Annotated in this window: 17 protein-coding genes; 10 read left to right on the forward strand and 7 right to left on the reverse strand. The window is 53.1% G+C overall.

Going from position 1 to position 19,135, the window contains the following annotated elements; genetic code table 11:
- Window positions 1–68: 68 nt before the first annotated feature.
- The 4 genes from ACYZTX_RS26610 to ACYZTX_RS26625 form a co-directional block, all read right to left on the reverse strand.
- Window positions 69–875 carry a prolipoprotein diacylglyceryl transferase family protein gene (locus tag ACYZTX_RS26610; protein ID WP_403141956.1) on the reverse strand — a complete coding sequence of 269 codons (807 nt, stop codon included), beginning with the start codon at window positions 873–875 and terminating at the stop codon, window positions 69–71.
- Window positions 875–2,611, reverse strand: a complete 1,737-nt coding sequence (gene dsbD, locus ACYZTX_RS26615; RefSeq protein ID WP_462036523.1) for a protein-disulfide reductase DsbD — start codon at window positions 2,609–2,611, stop codon at window positions 875–877. The genes ACYZTX_RS26610 and dsbD overlap by 1 nt, the downstream gene beginning before the upstream one ends.
- Before the next feature lie 185 nt (window positions 2,612–2,796).
- Window positions 2,797–3,753: an alpha/beta fold hydrolase gene (locus ACYZTX_RS26620; protein ID WP_462036524.1), complete on the reverse strand. Its 957-nt coding sequence runs from the start codon at window positions 3,751–3,753 to the stop codon at window positions 2,797–2,799.
- 91 nt (window positions 3,754–3,844) lie between these two features.
- On the reverse strand, window positions 3,845–4,594 hold the full coding sequence (locus ACYZTX_RS26625; protein ID WP_462036525.1) for a 3-oxoacyl-ACP reductase family protein: 750 nt from the start codon (window positions 4,592–4,594) through the stop codon (window positions 3,845–3,847).
- A gap of 199 nt (window positions 4,595–4,793) precedes the next feature.
- Between ACYZTX_RS26625 and ACYZTX_RS26630 the strand changes: the two genes are divergently transcribed.
- The 8 genes from ACYZTX_RS26630 (at window position 4,794) to ACYZTX_RS26665 (ending at window position 11,403) form a co-directional block, all read left to right on the forward strand.
- Window positions 4,794–5,714 carry a LysR family transcriptional regulator gene (locus ACYZTX_RS26630; RefSeq protein ID WP_462036526.1) on the forward strand — a complete coding sequence of 307 codons (921 nt, stop codon included), beginning with the start codon at window positions 4,794–4,796 and terminating at the stop codon, window positions 5,712–5,714.
- 147 nt (window positions 5,715–5,861) lie between these two features.
- On the forward strand, window positions 5,862–6,611 hold the full coding sequence (locus ACYZTX_RS26635; protein WP_462036527.1) for a 3-oxoacyl-ACP reductase family protein: 750 nt from the start codon (window positions 5,862–5,864) through the stop codon (window positions 6,609–6,611).
- 510 nt (window positions 6,612–7,121) lie between these two features.
- A complete protein-coding gene (locus ACYZTX_RS26640; RefSeq protein WP_462037115.1) occupies window positions 7,122–7,394 on the forward strand; it encodes a hypothetical protein in 273 nt (90 codons plus the stop codon).
- A gap of 91 nt (window positions 7,395–7,485) precedes the next feature.
- Complete coding sequence (locus ACYZTX_RS26645) at window positions 7,486–8,454, forward strand: DUF932 domain-containing protein (protein ID WP_462036528.1); 969 nt, start codon at window positions 7,486–7,488, stop codon at window positions 8,452–8,454.
- A 78-nt stretch (window positions 8,455–8,532) separates the two neighbouring features.
- Window positions 8,533–9,537 (forward strand): YqaJ viral recombinase family nuclease, encoded by a 1,005-nt coding sequence (locus ACYZTX_RS26650; protein ID WP_462036529.1) that lies wholly within the window; start codon window positions 8,533–8,535, stop codon window positions 9,535–9,537.
- 106 nt (window positions 9,538–9,643) lie between these two features.
- Complete coding sequence (locus tag ACYZTX_RS26655) at window positions 9,644–10,564, forward strand: recombination directionality factor (protein WP_462036530.1); 921 nt, start codon at window positions 9,644–9,646, stop codon at window positions 10,562–10,564.
- Between the two features lie 50 nt (window positions 10,565–10,614).
- Window positions 10,615–11,112 carry a RadC family protein gene (gene radC / locus ACYZTX_RS26660; RefSeq protein ID WP_462036531.1) on the forward strand — a complete coding sequence of 166 codons (498 nt, stop codon included), beginning with the start codon at window positions 10,615–10,617 and terminating at the stop codon, window positions 11,110–11,112.
- Between the two features lie 84 nt (window positions 11,113–11,196).
- Window positions 11,197–11,403, forward strand: coding sequence for a hypothetical protein (locus tag ACYZTX_RS26665; protein ID WP_462036532.1), 207 nt, complete (start codon window positions 11,197–11,199; stop codon window positions 11,401–11,403).
- Between the two features lie 99 nt (window positions 11,404–11,502).
- Here ACYZTX_RS26665 and ACYZTX_RS26670 read toward each other — a convergent pair whose 3' ends face one another.
- On the reverse strand, window positions 11,503–11,850 hold the full coding sequence (locus tag ACYZTX_RS26670) for a helix-turn-helix domain-containing protein (protein ID WP_462036533.1): 348 nt from the start codon (window positions 11,848–11,850) through the stop codon (window positions 11,503–11,505).
- Window positions 11,851–11,980: 130 nt separating this feature from the next.
- On the opposite strand from ACYZTX_RS26670, the gene ACYZTX_RS26675 reads away from it, so the two are divergent.
- Window positions 11,981–12,343: a hypothetical protein gene (locus ACYZTX_RS26675; protein ID WP_462036534.1), complete on the forward strand. Its 363-nt coding sequence runs from the start codon at window positions 11,981–11,983 to the stop codon at window positions 12,341–12,343.
- 172 nt (window positions 12,344–12,515) lie between these two features.
- Entirely contained in the window at window positions 12,516–13,211 is a 696-nt protein-coding gene (locus tag ACYZTX_RS26680) for a hypothetical protein (RefSeq protein WP_462036535.1), read from the forward strand.
- A 77-nt stretch (window positions 13,212–13,288) separates the two neighbouring features.
- Here ACYZTX_RS26680 and ACYZTX_RS26685 read toward each other — a convergent pair whose 3' ends face one another.
- Entirely contained in the window at window positions 13,289–13,984 is a 696-nt protein-coding gene (locus tag ACYZTX_RS26685; RefSeq protein WP_462036536.1) for a hypothetical protein, read from the reverse strand.
- 126 nt (window positions 13,985–14,110) lie between these two features.
- Window positions 14,111–19,033, reverse strand: a complete 4,923-nt coding sequence (locus ACYZTX_RS26690) for a DEAD/DEAH box helicase (RefSeq protein ID WP_462036537.1) — start codon at window positions 19,031–19,033, stop codon at window positions 14,111–14,113.
- Window positions 19,034–19,135: the final 102 nt, after the last annotated feature.

The raw sequence follows: 19,135 nt of genomic DNA on the forward strand, positions 1-19,135 counted from the left end.
TAACGATGTAGCACGAAGAGAAAATAGCCGCTAAACGAGCGTGTAGCTCCTTCGTTAGCTAAGCTCCGTCAGCGCTCTTCGAATTGTTCGAGTGCTCGAGCCAGGCTTGCATCTGATAGCTCCCCTAGATGGCTGCTCACTAATTTGCCGTCTGCACTGTAGAACAGGGTCGTTGGTAACGCCATCGAACCAACGATCTGGCCAAGTCGTCCGCCTCCGTCAAATAAAATGTTGTTCAGGCTTAGTTTTTGGCTGGAGAGAAACTTATTGACGATATCCGATCCTTCACCTTGGTTCACGAAGAGAAAGTTCACATCGGGACGCTGTTCCTGAGCTTTCTGCAGCACAGGCATTTCACGACGGCAGGGAGGGCACCAGGTGGCCCACAAGTTGATCACCAGTGGACGCCCTTGATAGTGCGTGAGTTGTACGGTCTCTCCAGTGGTCGTGCGCACAGGTATTTCCGGCAAACGCGTACCTTGCTCGTAAACGCTCAGCGATAGTGTCCCCAAGCCCCACAGGAGCATGCCGGCAACCACCGACGCAGCCAGTGGTCGACGCAGCGCTGCACTTCGCCAGCCCCAGATCAGAGCCCCAATCACCACCGCGATTGCACCCGGCAAGGCAAGGAAACCGCCGTCACGTACATCGATGATGCGCCAGAGGTCACTGCCATAGTGCTCTCGATAGACGAGAACGAAGCTCGCTCGGGCTATCAGAAGTCCCAGCATCAACAGCCAGAACAGCACCGAATCCAGGCGTTCCCCACCCTGTTTGGCCACTCGACGTCCAATCAGGGTAGCGACCAATAACGCGCTGATCAGCAACAGATGGCTCAGTGAAATTACAAAGCTGCCAATATTGAATGTAAGCATCAACTACCTTCCTTAGCTTGGTTCCAACTCTGAAGAAACGCCTCGGCGTCAACCTGCCCAGTAATACGCTGACTACGACGCTCCTCTGCGTCCGGCCCGATCCATAAAAAGCTTGGAGGCCCCGGTACCTTATAGCGGCTCAACAACTCACGGCTATCAGCGTTGTCAGCGGTGACGTCCAGGCGCAGCAGGCGCACACCCTTCAATGCGTCCATTACCTGTGGTTGGCCAAACACTTCCTTTTCCATCACTCGGCAAGACACACACCAGTCGGCGTAGTAATCCAGCAGCACCCACTGACCACTTGCCCTCGCCGAATCCAGCTCGTTTTGCAACTCAGTCGCAGACTTAATGGTGGAGAACGCATCATGTCCCGACGGTTGCGATGCAGCGCTGGTGGTGGTTGCTCTATATACCTTCAATGGTTGCCAGAGATCATCTGAGCCACCAGCAGCGCCGACGACAAGCAGACTACCCCAGACACCAAACACAACAGAAGCAATGCCGAACATGTGAGTCGTCCGGGCCGCTGGTTGGCGTTGATGCCAGACAGCATAAGCCAGGGCCAGCGACAACGTGCCCCACAGTCCGATCCAAATCGACTCATCCAATACTGGTCTCAGCATGTAGATCGCCGTTCCCAGAAACAGGAAGCCGAAGGCGCCTTTGAGCAAGTTCATCCACGCCCCTGGTTTGGGCAGGAAGCGATTGCCAACAGTGACGAGCAACAACAAGGGAAGACCAATGCCCAGGCCCATGGCGAACAGAATAAGACCACCGTGCAGTGCGTTACCGCTTTGCGCGATGTATAGCAGCGCGCCAGCGAGAGGGGCTGTCATGCACGGACCTACCAATAGTCCTGACAACGCGCCCAGGACTCCGGCGCCCACCAGGCTGCCACCATTTCGTTGGCGACTGGCATTTTCCAGGCGATCGCGCAGGAAGGCGGGCAACTGCAATTCGAAAAAACCAAACATCGGCAACGACAGCAGGATGAATACCGCAGCAAAACTACCCAGCACCCACGGTTGTTGCAGCAACGCCTGGAGGTTGGCGCCCAGCATGGCAGCAAGCACACCCATGGAGGCGTATACCAACGCCATGCAGAACACATAGCTACCAGCCAGGGCAAAACCGCGCCGCGGGCTCGCGCCACTGCCGACTACCAGTCCTGCAAGAATCGGCAGCATGGGAAGAGAGCAAGGGGCAAACGCCAGCAGCAAGCCCAGACCGAAGAAGATCAGCAGGCTCCAGCCAAGTGCTCGTTGCTGAAGACCACTGGCAAGTGCTTGATCGGGTGCTTCGGCAGGAGTGGTGGCCGACGGGCTACCGCCCAGGTCAACGATCACTGACTGCGGTGGATAGCACAAACCGGCATCGGCGCAGCCCTGCCAGCCCACCTTGATTTTACCGCTGGCCTCGGCTGGAAGCTTCAACTCCAGCCCCTGCCGATAGACTTGCTGGGTACCGAAAAACTCATCGCTGTGAACTTCACCTTCAGGAAACGGCGGAGTATTTTTTTGGGCCAAACCATCGAATTTTAAACGTTGCTGATACAGGTAATACCCATCGGCGACTTGCCAGTAGAGTTGAGTTTCCCCTGAAGGAAGACGCTGAGAACTGAAGGCAAATGCTTTTTCTGCAGGAAGAAACTCAGGTTTAACATCAAATAGACTGCCTCCCGCATGGGTAAACCCTGAAAACAACATCAATAGTAAGGTAAAAAAACGGCGCATAAGAAGACTCTAATTCCTGAAAACCACGAGAAGATAGCACACGCTTATTAAAAAAAAGCTAGCAATAAAAACGGCATTAGCCCGCACACTGCGGCATCACTCCAAAGTCTATTAGTACAGAACGATGAAATCCATGCCAAGCGTGACTAACAAGTAGAGGTTTGACTACGCAGTCTACTTCCTGATCATTTACCGTCGAAGAAATCGACGAGTAGTGGTTTGACCAATGTAGGGCACTCCTCCATCAACCAATGACCACAGCCAGGCAGCACATGACCTTGTACGTTCGTGGCGTACTTATTCATCTGATCAATTTGAGTCTGACCAAGACTGCCTCGCCCGTCACCCGCCACTGCCAGTAGCGGCATAGTCAGTTTGCTTTGAGCCAACAGTTCTTTGTTCTGCAGCACAGATTGCGGAAGCGCGCGATAGTATTCGAATGCAGCATGCAGGGTGTGAGGCTTCGAATACGATTTAGCGTAAAGTCCAAGCAATTCATCAGTAAACACCTCCTGCTTCTCAGCATGTTTCTTGATGAAATGAGAGAGAAAGACCTTTTCCTTTCCCGAAATTAAAGTTTCGGGTAATGCTCCATCCGCTGAAAAGAAGCTAAAGTGCCAAGCTGTTGACTCACCTTGCGGGGTAAACGCCGGAAAGGTGTATATCAGTTCGTCCGGAATGACCGACTCAAGATAGGCGACCTTGGCAATATCTTTTTGATGCTGCACCAGCATCGGATAAGTTGCCCAAATACCAATATCATGAGCCACTAAATTAAACGGCGCATCTGGACTAAAGCGTTTGGCAAAAGCGTATATATACGGAGACACCTCTTGCCCGGTATACGAGGTCTTCAGTGGTTCAGACAATCCTAGACCAGGAAGATCCACAGCGATGACTCTGTGTTTTTTCGCCAGTTCAGGCATGAGCTGATGCCACTCATACCATGATTGACCGAAGCCATGCACCATCAGCATTAAAGGCCCGCTTCCACCCGCAACATAGTGCATTTTCAGGCCATTGACTTCTTCAAAGCCTCTTTCGAATCCTGCCGGAACAGGAAATTCCTCAGTCGCCAGCACGGTGAAAGAACTCATCACACCGCAGGCTGCAATCACAATATTCTTTATAAATTTATTCATAAGTCCCACTTTACGAAATACAAAAGATACGGACTGTTTTCTCTCCACATCTCTGTTTATAAAAATCCAGCTGCTTCAGTCTTTTCGGCGGTCAAGCTGCAAACCCACCATCAATGCTCAGGCTAGCGCCAGTAATAAATCCGGCTTCCGGCCCAGCAAGGTATGCAACGAAGCTGGCAATTTCTTCATCTTTTCCGTATCGGCCTAGTGCCATTAACTGTTTCAGTTGGCTGGCTGCCTCACCGTCGGCTGGATTCATATCGGTATCGACCGGTCCTGGCTGAACGTTGTTGACAGTAATGCAACGTGGTCCCAAGTCTCGCGCCAGGCCTTTGGTAAAACCAACAAGCGAGGCTTTAGTCATTGCATACACGGCACCGCCGGCAACAGGAATTCGGTCGGCATTAATGCTGCCAATATTAATAATGCGGCCACCTGTACTCATGTGACGTACGGCTTCTTGACTGGCAATAATCACACCTCTTACGTTGACAGCCAATGCAAGGTCAATTTCCGCCAATGTCAGTTCTTCCAGTGGTCCCCATGGGAGAATGCCCGCATTGTTTACCAAGATATCTAGTCTGCCAAAATTCTCTACCGCTTGGCGCACAGCTTGCTGTAATGCTTCAGGATCAGCACTGTCAGCACGAATAGCGAAAACATTGCCTCCTGCGAGGGTAATCTCGTCTACTAGTTTTTTAGCTTCGTCTGGCGAGGAACGATAAGTGAATGCAACGGCTGCGCCTTCGCGAGCCAGACGTTTAACAATGGCAGCCCCAATACCTCGGGAACCACCTTGTACAAATGCAACTTTACCTTGAAAATTTTTCGTGACATTCATTTATGCTAATTCTCAGTAGAGGTTATACAAGATAAGCTTGCGCTTATTAGCTTTTAACAATTAAGCATGAAAAAGTTCAGCACAACATCGACGATGTTTAAAGCACATTTCCATACAGTTGAATTAGTCTATGCTATTCACACGATACGATTAAGTCCCTAAAATTCAATTCTCTAGGTCCTGCGCGGAATCAATTGGCATGATTAAGAACCAATTTGTTGAGATTCGGAATTTCGTCACCGTTGCCCAGACAGGCAGCTTCACCTCGGCCGCCCAGGCTTTGGGAATGACCGGCTCGGCTTTGAGCAAAAGCATCATGCGACTGGAGACACGCTTGGGAACCAAGCTGTTGCACAGGACTACCAGGCGAGTGAGCTTGACCAATGATGGTGATTCCTACCTCACCGATTGCCAGAACGCCATGGCCATCCTAGACGAGGCTGAAAATCGATTGGGCAGTGAGCAGCAGTTACCTGCCGGTCGTGTACGCATTGAACTGCCCACAGCATTTGGACGCAGGTATATCCTGCCCACCCTGATAGAACTGTCGACACGGTACGAACAGCTAGAGCTATCAGTCACCTTCAGCGATCAGACCGTTGATTTGATGGGCAATGGGATTGACTTGGCGGTGCGTGTGGGGCCGCTCGATAACAATGTAGATCTGGTCGCTCGTCGATTGGGCGAGCAGCGCCGAGTTATCTGTGGCTCCCCGTCTTATCTCGCGCGCCGCGGTGCGCCACAGGTAGCTAAGGACCTCTCACAACACGACTGTGTCATAGGATGGCCTTTAGGCCAACGGCCTAGCTGGTTACTCAAAAACGAGGAGGGAATGACTGCAGCTTATGAAATCCCCGTACGTCATGAGATAGGGGATTGCGAAGCAATTTTGGCCACAACATTGGCGGGTTGCGGTTTGGCCCAGGTACCTACATGGCTGGTGGAGGAGCACCTCCGATCAGGCGCGCTGATTTCTGTGCTCGATGATCAAGCAGTAGACGATATGCCCATTCACGCTATTTGGATCAAGACCCCCTACATTCAGCCGAAGATGCGCGTGATCATTGAAGAGTTACTCCTTTTGGCGCAGACACCTGGCAGTAGATTTCGAGCAGGCTAGCTCAAAAAAACAGCCAGTAAATAGACAATCTGCTCATTGATACTTAAGTGTGCTGCGTCTATAAGACTTGTGGCCATGTAGCTTGGTTTGTCATTAAACATTCATCTTCGCTGCGGCGATCCCACGATGGAAAGCAAGGATTACACTATGTCGTTCGTAAAGAGCCTTGAAGGAAAAGTTGCAATTGTACAAGGCGGCTCCCGTGGCATCGGCGCAGCCATTGTCAGGCGTTTGGCCCGTGAAGGTGCAGCGGTAGCCTTTACATACGCTTCATCTGCAGCTCGAGCTGACGCACTGGTTGCGGAAGTTACGGCAAACGGTGGTAAGTGCCTTGCCATTTGCGCTGATAGCGCCGATGTCGCTGCGCTGCAGCATGCGATTCGCCAGGCAGCAGAGCATTTCGGCAAGCTAGATATCTTGGTAAACAATGCTGGCGTGCTGAGTTGGGCTCCCACCGAGGAATTTCCTCTGGATGAGTTGGACCGAACCTTTGCAATCAATATTCGTGGCGTCTTTGTCGCTTCCCAGGAAGCGGCTCGCCATATGAATGATGGAGGTCGCATTATCAACATTGGTAGCACCAACGCAGAGCGTGTTCCTGTTGCAGGCGGAGCGGTGTATGCCATGAGTAAGTCGGCATTGGTTGGGTTAGTCAAAGGTATGGCCCGCGATCTCGGCCCTCGCCGTATTACGGTCAACAATGTTCAACCAGGTCCTATCGACACCGAAATGAACCCCGCTGATGGCGAATTTGCCGATCAGTTGAAAGCACTGATGGCGCTTGATCGGTATGGTAAAGATGATGAGATCGCGGCCTTTGTGGCTTACCTCGCGGGGCCGGAAGCTGGGTATATTACCGGAGCAAGTTTGACCATCGACGGTGGTTTTTCGGCTTGATGCGCTGGAGGCTGAGCGACGCGACGAATGTCCGCTCTTGGCCGATGACTGCCTTTCGCCACCGGCAGCAATGGGCAGCTCTCCACCGATCATGTTTACGAAACGTGCAGGTAAAAACCAATGGAATCGGTGGTCAGATCGAATGCAAACGCTTGGTCAAGTGCAATGCAAACGAGTGGTCAGTACCAATGCAATCAGGTGGTCAAATGGAGTGCAATTTCGCATAAACGAGATTCGCCACGCCCAGAGTGGCGGTGGATTGCAAATGGCTGTCGAATGTAGGTTCTAGAAGTGGGTTTGATGAATGGCGCTACACAAAGCGCTACCGAATTTCTACTTCGGCTTGAATGCAGAGTGCTGCACGCGGGATGTGCTAACCATAAAGCCTTTCGATTCAAAAAAATTACAGGCCTACATCACTGCTATGACATCCCCACCATGGAGCTTCAAACCATGTCATTGCAGTGCCCTCGCTGTAACTCACCCAAAATTGCCTCTCTCCACCAGGCCATGAAAATTGCGGCTGCCATCGGTACGGTAGGCGGTGCAGCACGCGGCGTCAGTGCCGTACTGGCAGGCGGTCAGGCAGGCGCCACCGTCGGAGCTATTGCCGGTCCGCTCGGCGTCACCCTCGGCGCCGTTTCTGGCGCCATCCTCGGCGGACTGGTCGGCGGCGCTGGCGGCTGTGCATTGGGCGCTCAACTCGGCGACAAACTTGACCGCCATGTACTCGCCCACAATCTCTGCCTGATCTGCGGGCATCGCTTCAACCTCCCTGCTTAAACCGTCCTCTATCCCACTCTTTTAGTACGCCCGGACAGTGCCACGCGATGCGTGGCACTTATGCCGGCTTGCACCCTAAGGAATCATAATCATGGCTCATCAAATCGAACAAATGGCTTACGTTGGTGCGACCCCGTGGCATGGCCTCGGCAGCCAACTGACGCAAAAACAGCCTATTGAAATCTGGCAGCGTGAGGCCGGCATGGACTGGAAGATCCAGGAAAGCCCGGTTCACTTCAAAGCCGATGCTATCGGCCACATGGGCAGTATTCACTCATTCCCGGAGCAAAAGGTGCTGTACCGCTCCGACACCAAAGCACCGCTGTCCGTGGTGTCCAACCGTTATCAAATTGTTCAGCCGCGTGAGGTGATGGAGTTTTACCGAGATCTTACCGAGGTCTCCGGCTACGAGCTGGAAACCGCTGGTGTGCTCAAGGGCGGTCGTAAGTTCTGGGCGCTGGCGCGTACTGGTCAAAACACCGCGTTGAAGGGCAACGATCAGGTCAACGGCTATTTGTTGCTGGCGACCTCTTGCGACGGAACGCTCGCCACCACTGCCACGCCGACCACCGTTCGCGTGGTCTGCAACAACACCCTAACCATCGCACTGGATGGCACCACTCGCGCCATCAAGGTGCCACACAGCACCCGGTTCGACCCACAGGTCGTCAAAAAGCAATTGGGTGTGGCCGTCTCGCAATGGGACGAATTCATGTATCGCATGCGCGTGCTGGCCGAGCGCAAAGTTCAGTGGCATGAAGCTATGGGGTTCTTCATGAACGTGTTGTGTGACGTAACACCCAATAGCAAATTACCTGAAGTCCTTCCCAACGAACGCGCCCTGCGCAAAGTACAAAGCCTGTACGAGGGGCGCGGTCGTGGCGCAACGCTTGAATCGGCGCAAGGCACGGCCTGGGGGCTGCTCAACGCCGTGACCGAATATGTCGACCACGAGCGCAGAGCGCGCAGCAACGAATACCGCATGGACTCCGCCTGGTTCGGTCAGGGGGCGCAAATCAAGCAGCGCGCGTTGGATGCTGCCCTGCAACTCGTCGCCTGACATGCCCCCGTCCCTTAACCCTAACGCCCGTTCAGCACTGCGCTCAACGGGCGTTTTTGTGTCTGCAAGGAACCCCATATGAAAGCGATTGCGCTAGATGAAAACACTTACAAGAGCCGTCCGGCCCTGCGCCTGATCGGCACCAAGGAACTCCCCCGAGAAGATTGGCTCGCCGTGCGTAAACAAGGCATTGGTAGCTCTGACGCAGGCGCAGCGGTTGGCCTCAACCCGTACAAATCGCAGCTGGAGTTGTGGCTGGAAAAAACTGGCCGGGATGCCACGTTATCGAAAATCGATCCTCAGGATGAGGAAAGCCCAGCCTACTGGGGCAATGTGCTGGAGCCCATCGTGGCCTGGCATTACAGCAAACGCACCGGCAAGAAAGTGCGACGGATTAACGCCGTCCTGCAGCATCCGGATCCAGAGTTGCCCTGGATGCTTGCCAACATCGACCGCGAAGTGATGGGTGCAGACGATGTACAAATCCTCGAATGCAAGACAGCCGGCATAAATGGGGCACGCCTCTGGAGAGAAGGCGTGCCCGAGTATGTGCAATTACAGGTCATGCACCAGCTGGCGGTCACCGGCAAGCAGGCTGCAGATGTTGCGGTTCTACTGGGCGGCCAGCACCTGGAGATCCACCGCATCGAACGGGACGAGTCGCTGATTGCTCGGCTGATCGATCTAGAGCGACTCTTCTGGGATTACGTTGTCAGCGATACCCCGCCACCGGCCGACGGTTCGGCCTCAGCTGAGCAAGCCTTGCGCTGTTTGTATCCAGAGGATAGCGGGCAAAACCTGGACCTCAGCCAGGACCTCCTGATCTGTAAAACCTTTACCGAATTGCAGAGCGTACGCGAGTCGATTGCTCTGCAGGAGAAGCAGGAAGCTCAGCTCAAGCAAACGTTGCAACAGGCCATGGGCGATGCCAGTCGGGCGGCCTTCGCAACCGGCAGCATCACGTGGAAGAAAGCCAAAGACAGAGTGGCCCTGGATATCCCCCGCCTGCTGAAAGAAAAGCCCTATCTGCAAGTGCGCTACTCGACCACCAAAACCGGCAGTCGGCGCTTTCTGCTGGCCTGAACGCTCGTTCGCTCTTCCCTTATTCCCATGCCCTTTCTCTCCAACGCCACCCTGGCCGTTTGCGCAGTCTCGGTGGCGTTTTTATTTCAGATACAGGAGAACTCCCATGCTGAAAGGTTTAGCCATCACTCCCCCGATTTTGGGCCGAATTTCCATCGGCAAGGTCGTCGAAAAGAACGGCAAACGTCTGCCGGAGAAAGATGATCAGTTCACCATTACTTCGCAGGTTCAGACCCGCGACGGCTGGCTGCTGCATCCCCTCAATGTGGAACTGCGCAATGGCCAGGACGGCAAGCTGCGCAGCGTTCCGATACGTTTGCTGTTCAACGAGCCAGACCTCAACTTTCGGGCTGACTACAGCCTGTTCGACCGTAACACCGGCCGGCCGCTGTGCGTCGGCAATGGTGAGACCTGCAAGCGTTTGACCAAGGACGGCATCCAGTCGTTGCCCTGCCCTTCACCGGATGGCTGTTCACTGGCCCAAGGCAATGCTTGTAAGCCTTACGGCCGGCTGAACGTGGTGATTGGCGATGACGATCCGCTGGGCAGCTTTGTCTTTCGTACCACGAGTTACAACAGCATCCGCACCCTGGCAGCACGTCTGCATTACCTGCAAGCCATCTCTGGCAATCGACTGGCCTGTCTGCCGCTGGAGTTGCGTCTGCGCGGTAAATCCACCCGCCAGAGCCACGGCACGCCGATCTTCTACGTGGACATCACGGTACGCAGCGGACTGAGCCTAGAAGACGCCTTACTGGAAGCCAAGCAACTGGAGGAAACCCGGCAAACCGCGGGATTTGACCAGAGCACCTTGGATCACGCGGCCCGACAGGGTTTTAACAATGGGGCCTTTGAAGACAGCGAGGAGGACAGCGGGGCCATCGCAGAAGAATTCTTCCCCGCCATTCAAGATCAGCTCTGCCCTGTAGAGCCCCAAGGCCAACGGGCAGCGCCTGCCAAATCCTCTCTCGCGCAAAAGTTGGAGTCGCAAGTCACGCGGCTCAACAGCAAGCCCACCGTCCAGTAACCGCGTTTCTCAACCCCTCCGTTCTCACGCATTCGTACAGGAATACCCGCATGAAATATCACAAGCTCATAGCCGGTGAAACGACCGGTACCTATGTCATGGAATCACCGGTCACCGAAGCTGACATTCTGCAGATGGCGCAACAACTGGCGATGAGTCGTCTGTCTAAAGGCCGGGCATTGACTGAGCCCAAGCACGTCTTCAGCCACCTGCAAACACTCCTGCAATACCATGAGTACGAAGTCTTTGCTTTGCTGCTGCTCGACTCCAAGCATCGAGTGATTGGTTTCAGAGAGCTATTCAGAGGCACGCTGGATGGTGCCCAAGTGTACCCACGAGAAGTAGTCAAGATAGCTTTGGAGCACAACGCTGCAGCAGTGATCCTGGTGCATAACCACCCATCTGGCGACCCAGAGCCCAGCCAAGCCGATCGCACTATAACTACTGCTCTCAAAAACGACCTTGACCTGGTTGGTACTCGGATATTGGATCACGTGATCGTGGGCTATGAAGGCTGCGTATCGCTGGCAGAGCGAGGGTATTTGTAGACGTACTTTGTCCTTGGCGTTGCTTGTAAATGGCAGGCGCTTCGCTAACCGAACCCACATAGCCCCAACTCAAGGAGATCCCCCGTGGCGCTGATACGCTTCCTAATTGCACTTCTCACGTTCATCGGCGTGCTGGCAAGTGCTTCGGCATTAGTTCTGGCAGTAGTTATGATGCTGCGCTGTCCACCTTTGCTGGTCGCTGTACTACTGGCCTGTTGGGTGCTAAGCCGGGCGCTCAAGAAAATCAACAAACCGATTCACAGTTGTTCGCAACGCAAGGCAAGGAGTTAAGAAAATCCGTATCGATAGGCTACCAAGACCTCCTCAGCAGTACTTTATTTGAAATGCTTGTGAAAGAGCGGCCAGACCAAAGTTTCGCTTCAGATGCCGTCAGGTTCGACCAAGTCGTTCCGCCAGACTTTCCACCAACCCAACAATGAGCCGTCTATCTTCACTACCTAAGGGAGACAATAAATCGTAGACACGTCGTGACTGGTCCTCAGGGCGCGCGCTAGCCTCGGACAGCAACTCAGCCGTCTCACAGCCAAAAATCGATGCCAACACAAACAGCCGCTCAATGTTGGGAATCACAATACCCCGCTCGATGCGTGACACCGCTTCATTGCCTACGCCCAGCCGCTCGGCAACCTCTTCCTGAGTAAGCCCACATCGACTCCGCTGGCGTGCTATCGCTTGTCCAACCAGTCCAGCCAGATCCTTCACATCAGTTTTTGACATACAACCTCCTAGTCGACCTAGATGGTTGGGCATCACCTCATTGACATGAAGGACCTTAAAAGTCGACACTCTACTTAAAAGGTTGATTTACGGATATTTACTACTCAACAACTGGCAGGAGAGTCAGGCAGTGACGCAATCAATTGTAATCGGCATCAACGAAGCACAAATCAATAACTTGCTGAAGAGCAGGTCTTCGTTCGAAATTGTGGGACTAAGAGGGAACTTCAATGCAAGTATAAAATATATTGAAACGCGCATTGAAACACTCGGACTAAAGTGCCGAGTAAAAGTTGATATCAAAGGTGCTGTCGCACAAGGAGGCTTACTGGGCACTCTTATCGGAGCCGTTTCACTACCTGCTGCTGCAGTTTTAGCCGCAGCAGCCACGGTGGCAAGTGCAGGCCATACTCTAGCTACTTACAATCCCGACTACGAAATCACGAAAGATTACGTCAACAAGAAACTAAAAATAACCTACAAAAAACATTAACGCAGCAATAGCCAGCTTCTTTCTTAAGATCAACATAGAGCCCAAGAAATTGACAATAAAATCCGTTATCTTTAAGGCATCAGGATGCCTGGCATTTTTACTCTCACTCAATGCTCAAGCAGAGGTTGACTATGGGTATATGTATCCGCCCATGCTTCCCAACGAACAAACCATGAATGATCTGCCTTATGCCATTCCCTGTGCAGAAGCCAAAAATCAGCACGGCGCGAAATTCTACCGCTGCACTTGGTTTGTTCTTCCAAGAAATATCACCCAGTGGAATGCTCAACAGCAGCGTAACGTTACTTTCAGCAATCAAGTAAGCGGCAAGTGCGTCCGAGGCACCTGCCGTGCATCCAATGGTTCAGGCGTCTATGGTATGTATGGTCAAGACCTCAGCTTTAGTCTGTCAATTTACTACTACATCTATGAAAGTGAAGATGGTTACCCAATCGCTTATCGCATGGATGGGGGGCCAAACAAAAAGGCCAAAGGGGTTACCTACGCTCAAGCCCGTACAACACTTCAAGAATTCTTGCTTGACCACGGCATCAGTAATACGAACGTAAAAGACGCTATCGCCTCATACAATTTAGATGCGAATACCGGGCGCAGCCAATCAGTCGATGATTCCATACAGACCGAAAATACGCCCATGACAAGACCCACAAAAAATGTCGAGGTAAAGGAAGCTTGGTGCAACCCTCGCGCAGACGATGAGTGCACAATCAATGGAAAGAAAGTGGCCAAAGAAGAGCTTAACCAATACCTTCCAGCGATCTACGAGCTGGAAGTATTAAACGCAGGCGGATATTGCGAGCATCCGATTTGCTATGACAAAAACGACAAACCAGTTGGAATTCACTGAAAATAAAGGCACGGTTCACATCCGTGCCTTTATTTTTTCTCTTTAATTAGCGAATATAATACGCATCTAAATATCTACTACCTATCAACTAGCTCTAGCAGCTCAATCTGATACCGGTAACGTGCAGCAAGATGCTCCAGCAAGATTGAACCTATAGACATACCAAGCAAGAACGCACCAGCACCCAACAGTACGGTATTACCTAAGTTATCTACTCGAAAGCCTGCTGCTAGCGTTCGGGAAATCCACTCAAAGCCGCCAAACTCATCAGCAAATGAATACGCGGTTGCCAAAAGCCCTATGGCTGCGGTCTTCTCTCCAAAAAAACGCCCTGTACGTGCACTGACACGTCTGACTTTGCGCTCTAGCCAAAAACGAGCGTCTTTCAAAGCAGCAGGCTCGTAATTAGCCAGACGATCAGCCAAGGATTGCTCATGACAAATATCTGCACATAGCCCCTCAAACGCCAGTTTTTTCCAGCGAAAGGCCAGCAGAAACGAAGCCACCATCGGCGCAATTAATGTGGATATGGCCAGCAGCATGGTGACCGCGCTCATCAGTAGTACAAATACTCTGGCATAAGTAGACGGCGGTCTCGTGTCATAGAAAAGAACGAAGCATCCATTAACAAGAAGAAAAAGCAGAGAAAATCCTAAACACCAGTTGGCGATAACTTGCGCCTTCGCTTCCAAGCCGGTGCGCCGCACTTTGCGCGGCTCACAGCGACTTAGCTCTTCCAGTACCTGGATCGTTTTATCGATTGAAGGGGGCATTTACTCTCCATGATTACTAGTTAGCATCCTTAAAATCCTACACCGCGAGTGTTCCGCTAAATAACGCCGATTTTAATCGACTCGCCACCGAAGAGAGAAGCGAGCCTTTAATTACACAAATGGAACTTAGATATCCAGCGGTGGCAAATCCTTAACAATTTTCATAGTTTCCAGACTAACCGTCACCACACGCAGGAACAGTTCCAATGGGTATTTAGGATTCTCCATGGTCTCAATTGCCCAGTCGTTGGCGTCGTTGGTGATGCCGCTGTCTTTGTGGATGCTTACGCATTGGCGCTCGACCACCCAATCCAGCGCGGGCTTGCCGTTGACGATGTAGTCGTAAGCTTGCAGCGGGATGCCGGTGACGGTGATCTTGGCGTTGTAATGCAGGGTGCTGAGGTCTTTGTCTTGGCCCTTCTTGCCGTACTTCATCTTCTCGACACGGTAGTCGCTTTCGCTGCTGGCGCTGCTTTGCACGTTGGCGGGGTACATGGGCACGGTTTCATAACCCAGGTGTAAATCAGCTAACGCACGGCCCGCGCTAGAGTAGGCCCAGAAGTCAGCAGCAGCCTTTACCGCCGGTATGCGCGGCAATTCTTTACTGAGGTTATCGGCGTACTTGACGCGGTACTCCGGCGAATGCAGCAGGCCGTAGACGTAATAGAACAGGTCTTCTTTGCCGATGGCTTCGCCAGGGTAGGCGGCGCTGAAGTGTGCCAGACCTTCGTCGGTGATAGCATCGCGGCGAGTGCTGGCGCTGGACTGTGCCGGTGCGTCAAACAGGCCTGGCGCTGCTGTGCTGTTCTTGGCTTGGTCTTCGGGGCTGTCGTAAAGGTACAGCGGGAAGCATTGATAGCCACCCATTCCTGGGGCCAGATTCAAGTCAGGGATCGCATTGCTCATGAAGGCAGAAAAGCCTTTGTTACCACCTTTCCCAGGCACACAAATCACCCTATTCTCCGCCCCCGCATCAGGGAAGATTCGAGGCATCTGGTAGACCATTTCGTTAAAGCGACGATTAAAATAGAGCCACTGCTTGGTGAAGGGACGGTAGAGACTCGGGGTTAGGCAGTTTTGATCAAGCGTAAAGTGCCGACCTTTCGTCAGGTCTTGCTTGAGAGCCCTCGTCCAGCTGATTTGCGTTGGATCGGTGTTGATAAAACCTTCGACTCTGGCTTCGCGAGCCGTTTTTTCAAGTCCAACATGAGCGGTGTCAAACCGCGCTACCTCCGCATTATAGAAATCAATCATCAAGCTCATGTTGGACAATACGCCTGACTTGCTGGAGTTGTAGCACCAAGCATCTCGTTGCGTTTTTACCCCGCTTGAGTAGTTAGCAAACAATTTTGGTGCAGGGTTCCCGTCTTTATCTCCCAATACAATAAACTCGCCAAAGCTGCCATCACGCTGATTAATCCAGTCTCCATGCTCGTCGGGGGCGATGGACTGCCAAGCGTTGGCGGCAGTGATGCCGGCAATGCTGGCAAATGTGCTGATTTTTTCTAGCTTTTCGGCTTGGCTTAGGTAGTCGCCAATATCATGCCAATAAATTTGGCCGTGATGCTGGGAAGCGGGGTTCTTCACCAGCAGCGAAATGGCAATCGGGGCACGGCTGCCACTACCAAATATCTTGCCGCCTTCCTTGCGAGATAACTCGCCTGATGTGCGTTGGTTTCCTCGTAAATGAAAGACATACACGCTGCTGAACTCTTCTAACAAACACTTACGCAAACCGTTGGCGGTGTTGGCTTCCAAAAAACCGGCATTGGTTACAAAACCAATTACGCCACTGTCGCCAACGCGATCAGACGCCCAGCGAATGGCGCGAATGTAAGAATCGTATAAGGCGTTTTTGTTGATAGCGGTGGTGCGCTCGGCATAGGTGTCACGAATACGGCCATCGAGAAGCGGATAGACGACGTTAGCATTGTGATCATTAGCGCTAGTTTGCCCTGCCGAATAAGGCGGATTGCCAATAATCACGCGAATATCCAGCGCTTTCTGTCGAGTGCGGCGGGCGCTGTTGTCCACCAGCAACTCGCTGACCAAGTCGTCTTTTTCATAGAGCTGGAAAGTATCGGTCAAGCAGATGCCTTCAAAGGGCTGGTACTCGCCACCGACAATGCTGTGGTAGACGGCCTCGATATTGATGGCGGCAATGTAATAGGCCAGCAGCACAATTTCGTTGGCGTGGATTTGGCCTTGGTATTTGCTCTGCAACTGCTCTTTGCTGATCAGCCCGCTTTGCAGCAGGCGGGTGATGAAGGTTCCGGTGCCGGTGAAAGGGTCGATGATATGCACGCCATCGCTGCCCAGGGTTTGGCCGAACTCGCTTTGCAGGATGTCGTTGACGCTGTGGATGATGAAGTCGACCACTTCCACCGGGGTGTAGACGATCCCGAGGCGCTCGGTCATGCGCGGAAAGGCATTACGGAAAAACTTGTCGTACAGCTCGACGATGATTTTCTGTTTGCCTTCGGCGTTGTCGATACCATCGGCGCGCATTTTCACGCTGTCGTAGAAGCGCTGGAGGGTGTCGGCTTCTTTGTCCAAACGGTGCTCTTGCAGTATGTCCAGGACGTTTTGCATGGCGCAAGACATGGGGTTGTTGCTGGCGAAGCTGTAACCCTCGAACAGCGCGTCGAATACCGGCTTGGTGATCAGGTGCTGGGCGAGCATCTCGATCACTTCGCCGTCGCCGATGCTGTCGTTCAAGTCGTCGCGTAGCTCACCGGCAAAGCTAAAGAACGCTTCGCGCTCACGGGTGTTGGCTTCGTCTTCAATGATGCTGGTGATGCGGGTGATATGGGTGCGGGCGATCTTGGCGATGTCGTTGGCCCAGTCTTCCCAGTGGCTGCGATTGCCACACTTCTGCACCACCTTGGCATAGATGGCTCGCTCGATTTCGCCGATCTCGAACTCCAGACCAAACTGCTCAGGCGCGGGGCCGTGATCGTATTTACCGACTGCTTCGCCGATACCATAGGTGTTCTTGCCGTTGTCTTTACCGGTGTTGCTGCGGTCGGATTTCTTGTTGATCTTTTCGGTGACGGCGATAATTTCCATCTTGGCCGGGTCGCTGCCGATCAGGTCGAGCTTGTTGACCATGGCGTCGAAGCGGTCATCGTGGGAGCGCAGGGCTTGCAGCACTTGCCAGACGACCTTGTAGGTCTTGTTGTCGTTTAACGCTTCCTCGGGCGCCATACCGGCTGGAATAACGACCGGCAAAATTACATAGCCACGCTTCTTGCCTTCGGCTTTGCGCATGACACGGCCAACCGATTGCACAACGTCCACTTGTGAATTGCGCGGGGTCAGGAACAACACGGCATCCAAGGCGGGTACGTCCACGCCTTCAGACAGGCAGCGCACATTGCTGAGGATGCGACAGGTGTTGTCGGGCACCTCGGCTTTCAGCCAGTCGAGTTCGGCCTCCTTCTGGCTGGCGGTCATGCCGCCGTCGACATGAGAGGCCTCGCAGATCAGCGTGGCTGCGGTGTCGGTGTTTTCCGGGTTGCTGGCTTTGTACGCTTCAACCACTTGATCGAACATGTTGGCGATATTTTTAGAACTAACCTTGTGCGTTTTGGCGAACTTTTGGTACTCGATCACCTGGCAGAAGGCCACAGCGCGGCGCATGGGGGCGCCATCATCTACGAGGTCTTCGCGGGTGTCTTGCTTGCTGAGAGCCTTCCAGCAGCCAATGATTTTGGCTGCGTCTTCCAGCTTGATCTGGTTGTCATCATCGGCCAGCAGTTGTTGCAGACGGCTGCTGATGTGCTTTTCATCCATGGCCAGCACCAGCACTTTGTAATCGACCAGCAGCTCAGCCTTTACCGCTTCGCTGAAGGTGATAACGAACAACTCTTTGCCGTACAGGCTGATGTCGTCCATGGAGCACAAGGCGACGTCATCTTTTTCCGCGCTGGCCTTGGCCAGCTCACCATAGATGCGGGGCGTGGCGGTCATGTAGAGGCGCTTGGCGCTGCGGATGTAATCGGCATTGTGGACTTTAACGAAGGCGCTTTCGTCATCATCGCCAAAGGTGGCCCCAGTGGTGCGGTGGGCTTCGTCGCAGACGATCAGGTCGAATTCGGCCAGGTCATGCAGGAGCTGGGCATCACTGATGACGCCAATGGAGTGGTAAGTGCTAAACACCACACTCATGTGATGGTCGTCGTGGCGCTTAAGCATTTCTGCCGCCAGCCGCGCCGGGTCAGTGGTGGCTGGGTAGCGCAATTCGTGGGCAAAGGTTTGCACGATGTCATCGTCTTTCTTGCGCTTCTTACCTACATCGCTGTCAGAACACACGGCAAAGCTGTGGAGTAGGGTTTCGCTCTCTTGCGTCCACTCGGTCAGGGTTTGCGACAGTAATGACAGACTAGGCACCAGAAACAGTACACGCTTGCCAGCGCCAGCTAACTGCTCTGCGATCTTGAGGCTGGTAAAGGTTTTACCGGTGCCGCACGCCATGATCAGCTTGCCACGATCAGCACCTTGTAAGCCGTTGGTAACGGACAGCAGAGCGCGCTTCTGATGGTCGCGCAGAGATTTCTTGGCCTTAAGAACAGCTACCTGATTGGGCTTGTATTTGGCCCAGTCGATCTGACTGTCCTCCAAGGCTTGCAGGTCAATCTTGTTGATCGTCTGGTGCCGATTTAACAAAGCATTGTCGGCATGCTCAGACCAGTTATTCGTGGTTGTAACGATAATGCTGTGTGTGAAAGGCTTTTGACCTGATGCCGCGAGGAAGCTATCTATATCGCCCTTCTGCACTCGATAGCTCTGTGCGTACATCTTGCACTGGATAGCATGAAACTCTTTGGTTCCCTGAGTTCTCGCAACCAGGTCGATACCAGTGTCGCGGCCGTCCTCACCATGCTCCTTTGCCCAATCTGAGAATGTCCAGATCTGCTCGTACAAATCACGATATTTGGCTTCGTTGCGCAGGTACGTGCAGATCAGCTCCTCAAAGTAGGTACCTTTCTCACGTTCAGTCACAGAAGCATTGCGGTAGCTATCGAGCAGGCTGACCAGGGCGGACATGGAAATTCCTTGTGAATACGGCAGGCGCATTTTGCACGCCAAATTTCGGCAGTTTAGCAAGCACGGTGAGGCCCGGTAAGGAAATGACAGCTCAGTGGCGCA

The sequence above is a fragment of the Pseudomonas sp. MDT1-17 genome (assembly GCF_054898105.1).

What these genes read in the sequence shown, in the direction of transcription:
- ACYZTX_RS26680 (WP_462036535.1), top strand. Translation starts at nt 12,516, where the DNA reads ATGAATGATCTGCCTTATGCCATTCCCTGTGCAGAAGCCAAAAATCAG.
- ACYZTX_RS26635 (WP_462036527.1), top strand. Translation starts at nt 5,862, where the DNA reads ATGTCGTTCGTAAAGAGCCTTGAAGGAAAAGTTGCAATTGTACAAGGC.
- ACYZTX_RS26655 (WP_462036530.1), top strand. Translation starts at nt 9,644, where the DNA reads ATGCTGAAAGGTTTAGCCATCACTCCCCCGATTTTGGGCCGAATTTCC.
- ACYZTX_RS26645 (WP_462036528.1), top strand. Translation starts at nt 7,486, where the DNA reads ATGGCTCATCAAATCGAACAAATGGCTTACGTTGGTGCGACCCCGTGG.
- ACYZTX_RS26690 (WP_462036537.1), bottom strand. Translation starts at nt 19,033, where the DNA reads ATGTCCGCCCTGGTCAGCCTGCTCGATAGCTACCGCAATGCTTCTGTG.
- ACYZTX_RS26650 (WP_462036529.1), top strand. Translation starts at nt 8,533, where the DNA reads ATGAAAGCGATTGCGCTAGATGAAAACACTTACAAGAGCCGTCCGGCC.
- ACYZTX_RS26610 (WP_403141956.1), bottom strand. Translation starts at nt 875, where the DNA reads ATGCTTACATTCAATATTGGCAGCTTTGTAATTTCACTGAGCCATCTG.
- ACYZTX_RS26685 (WP_462036536.1), bottom strand. Translation starts at nt 13,984, where the DNA reads ATGCCCCCTTCAATCGATAAAACGATCCAGGTACTGGAAGAGCTAAGT.
- ACYZTX_RS26640 (WP_462037115.1), top strand. Translation starts at nt 7,122, where the DNA reads ATGAAAATTGCGGCTGCCATCGGTACGGTAGGCGGTGCAGCACGCGGC.
- ACYZTX_RS26625 (WP_462036525.1), bottom strand. Translation starts at nt 4,594, where the DNA reads ATGAATGTCACGAAAAATTTTCAAGGTAAAGTTGCATTTGTACAAGGT.
- dsbD (WP_462036523.1), bottom strand. Translation starts at nt 2,611, where the DNA reads ATGCGCCGTTTTTTTACCTTACTATTGATGTTGTTTTCAGGGTTTACC.
- ACYZTX_RS26620 (WP_462036524.1), bottom strand. Translation starts at nt 3,753, where the DNA reads ATGAATAAATTTATAAAGAATATTGTGATTGCAGCCTGCGGTGTGATG.
- ACYZTX_RS26630 (WP_462036526.1), top strand. Translation starts at nt 4,794, where the DNA reads ATGATTAAGAACCAATTTGTTGAGATTCGGAATTTCGTCACCGTTGCC.
- ACYZTX_RS26670 (WP_462036533.1), bottom strand. Translation starts at nt 11,850, where the DNA reads ATGTCAAAAACTGATGTGAAGGATCTGGCTGGACTGGTTGGACAAGCG.
- radC (WP_462036531.1), top strand. Translation starts at nt 10,615, where the DNA reads ATGAAATATCACAAGCTCATAGCCGGTGAAACGACCGGTACCTATGTC.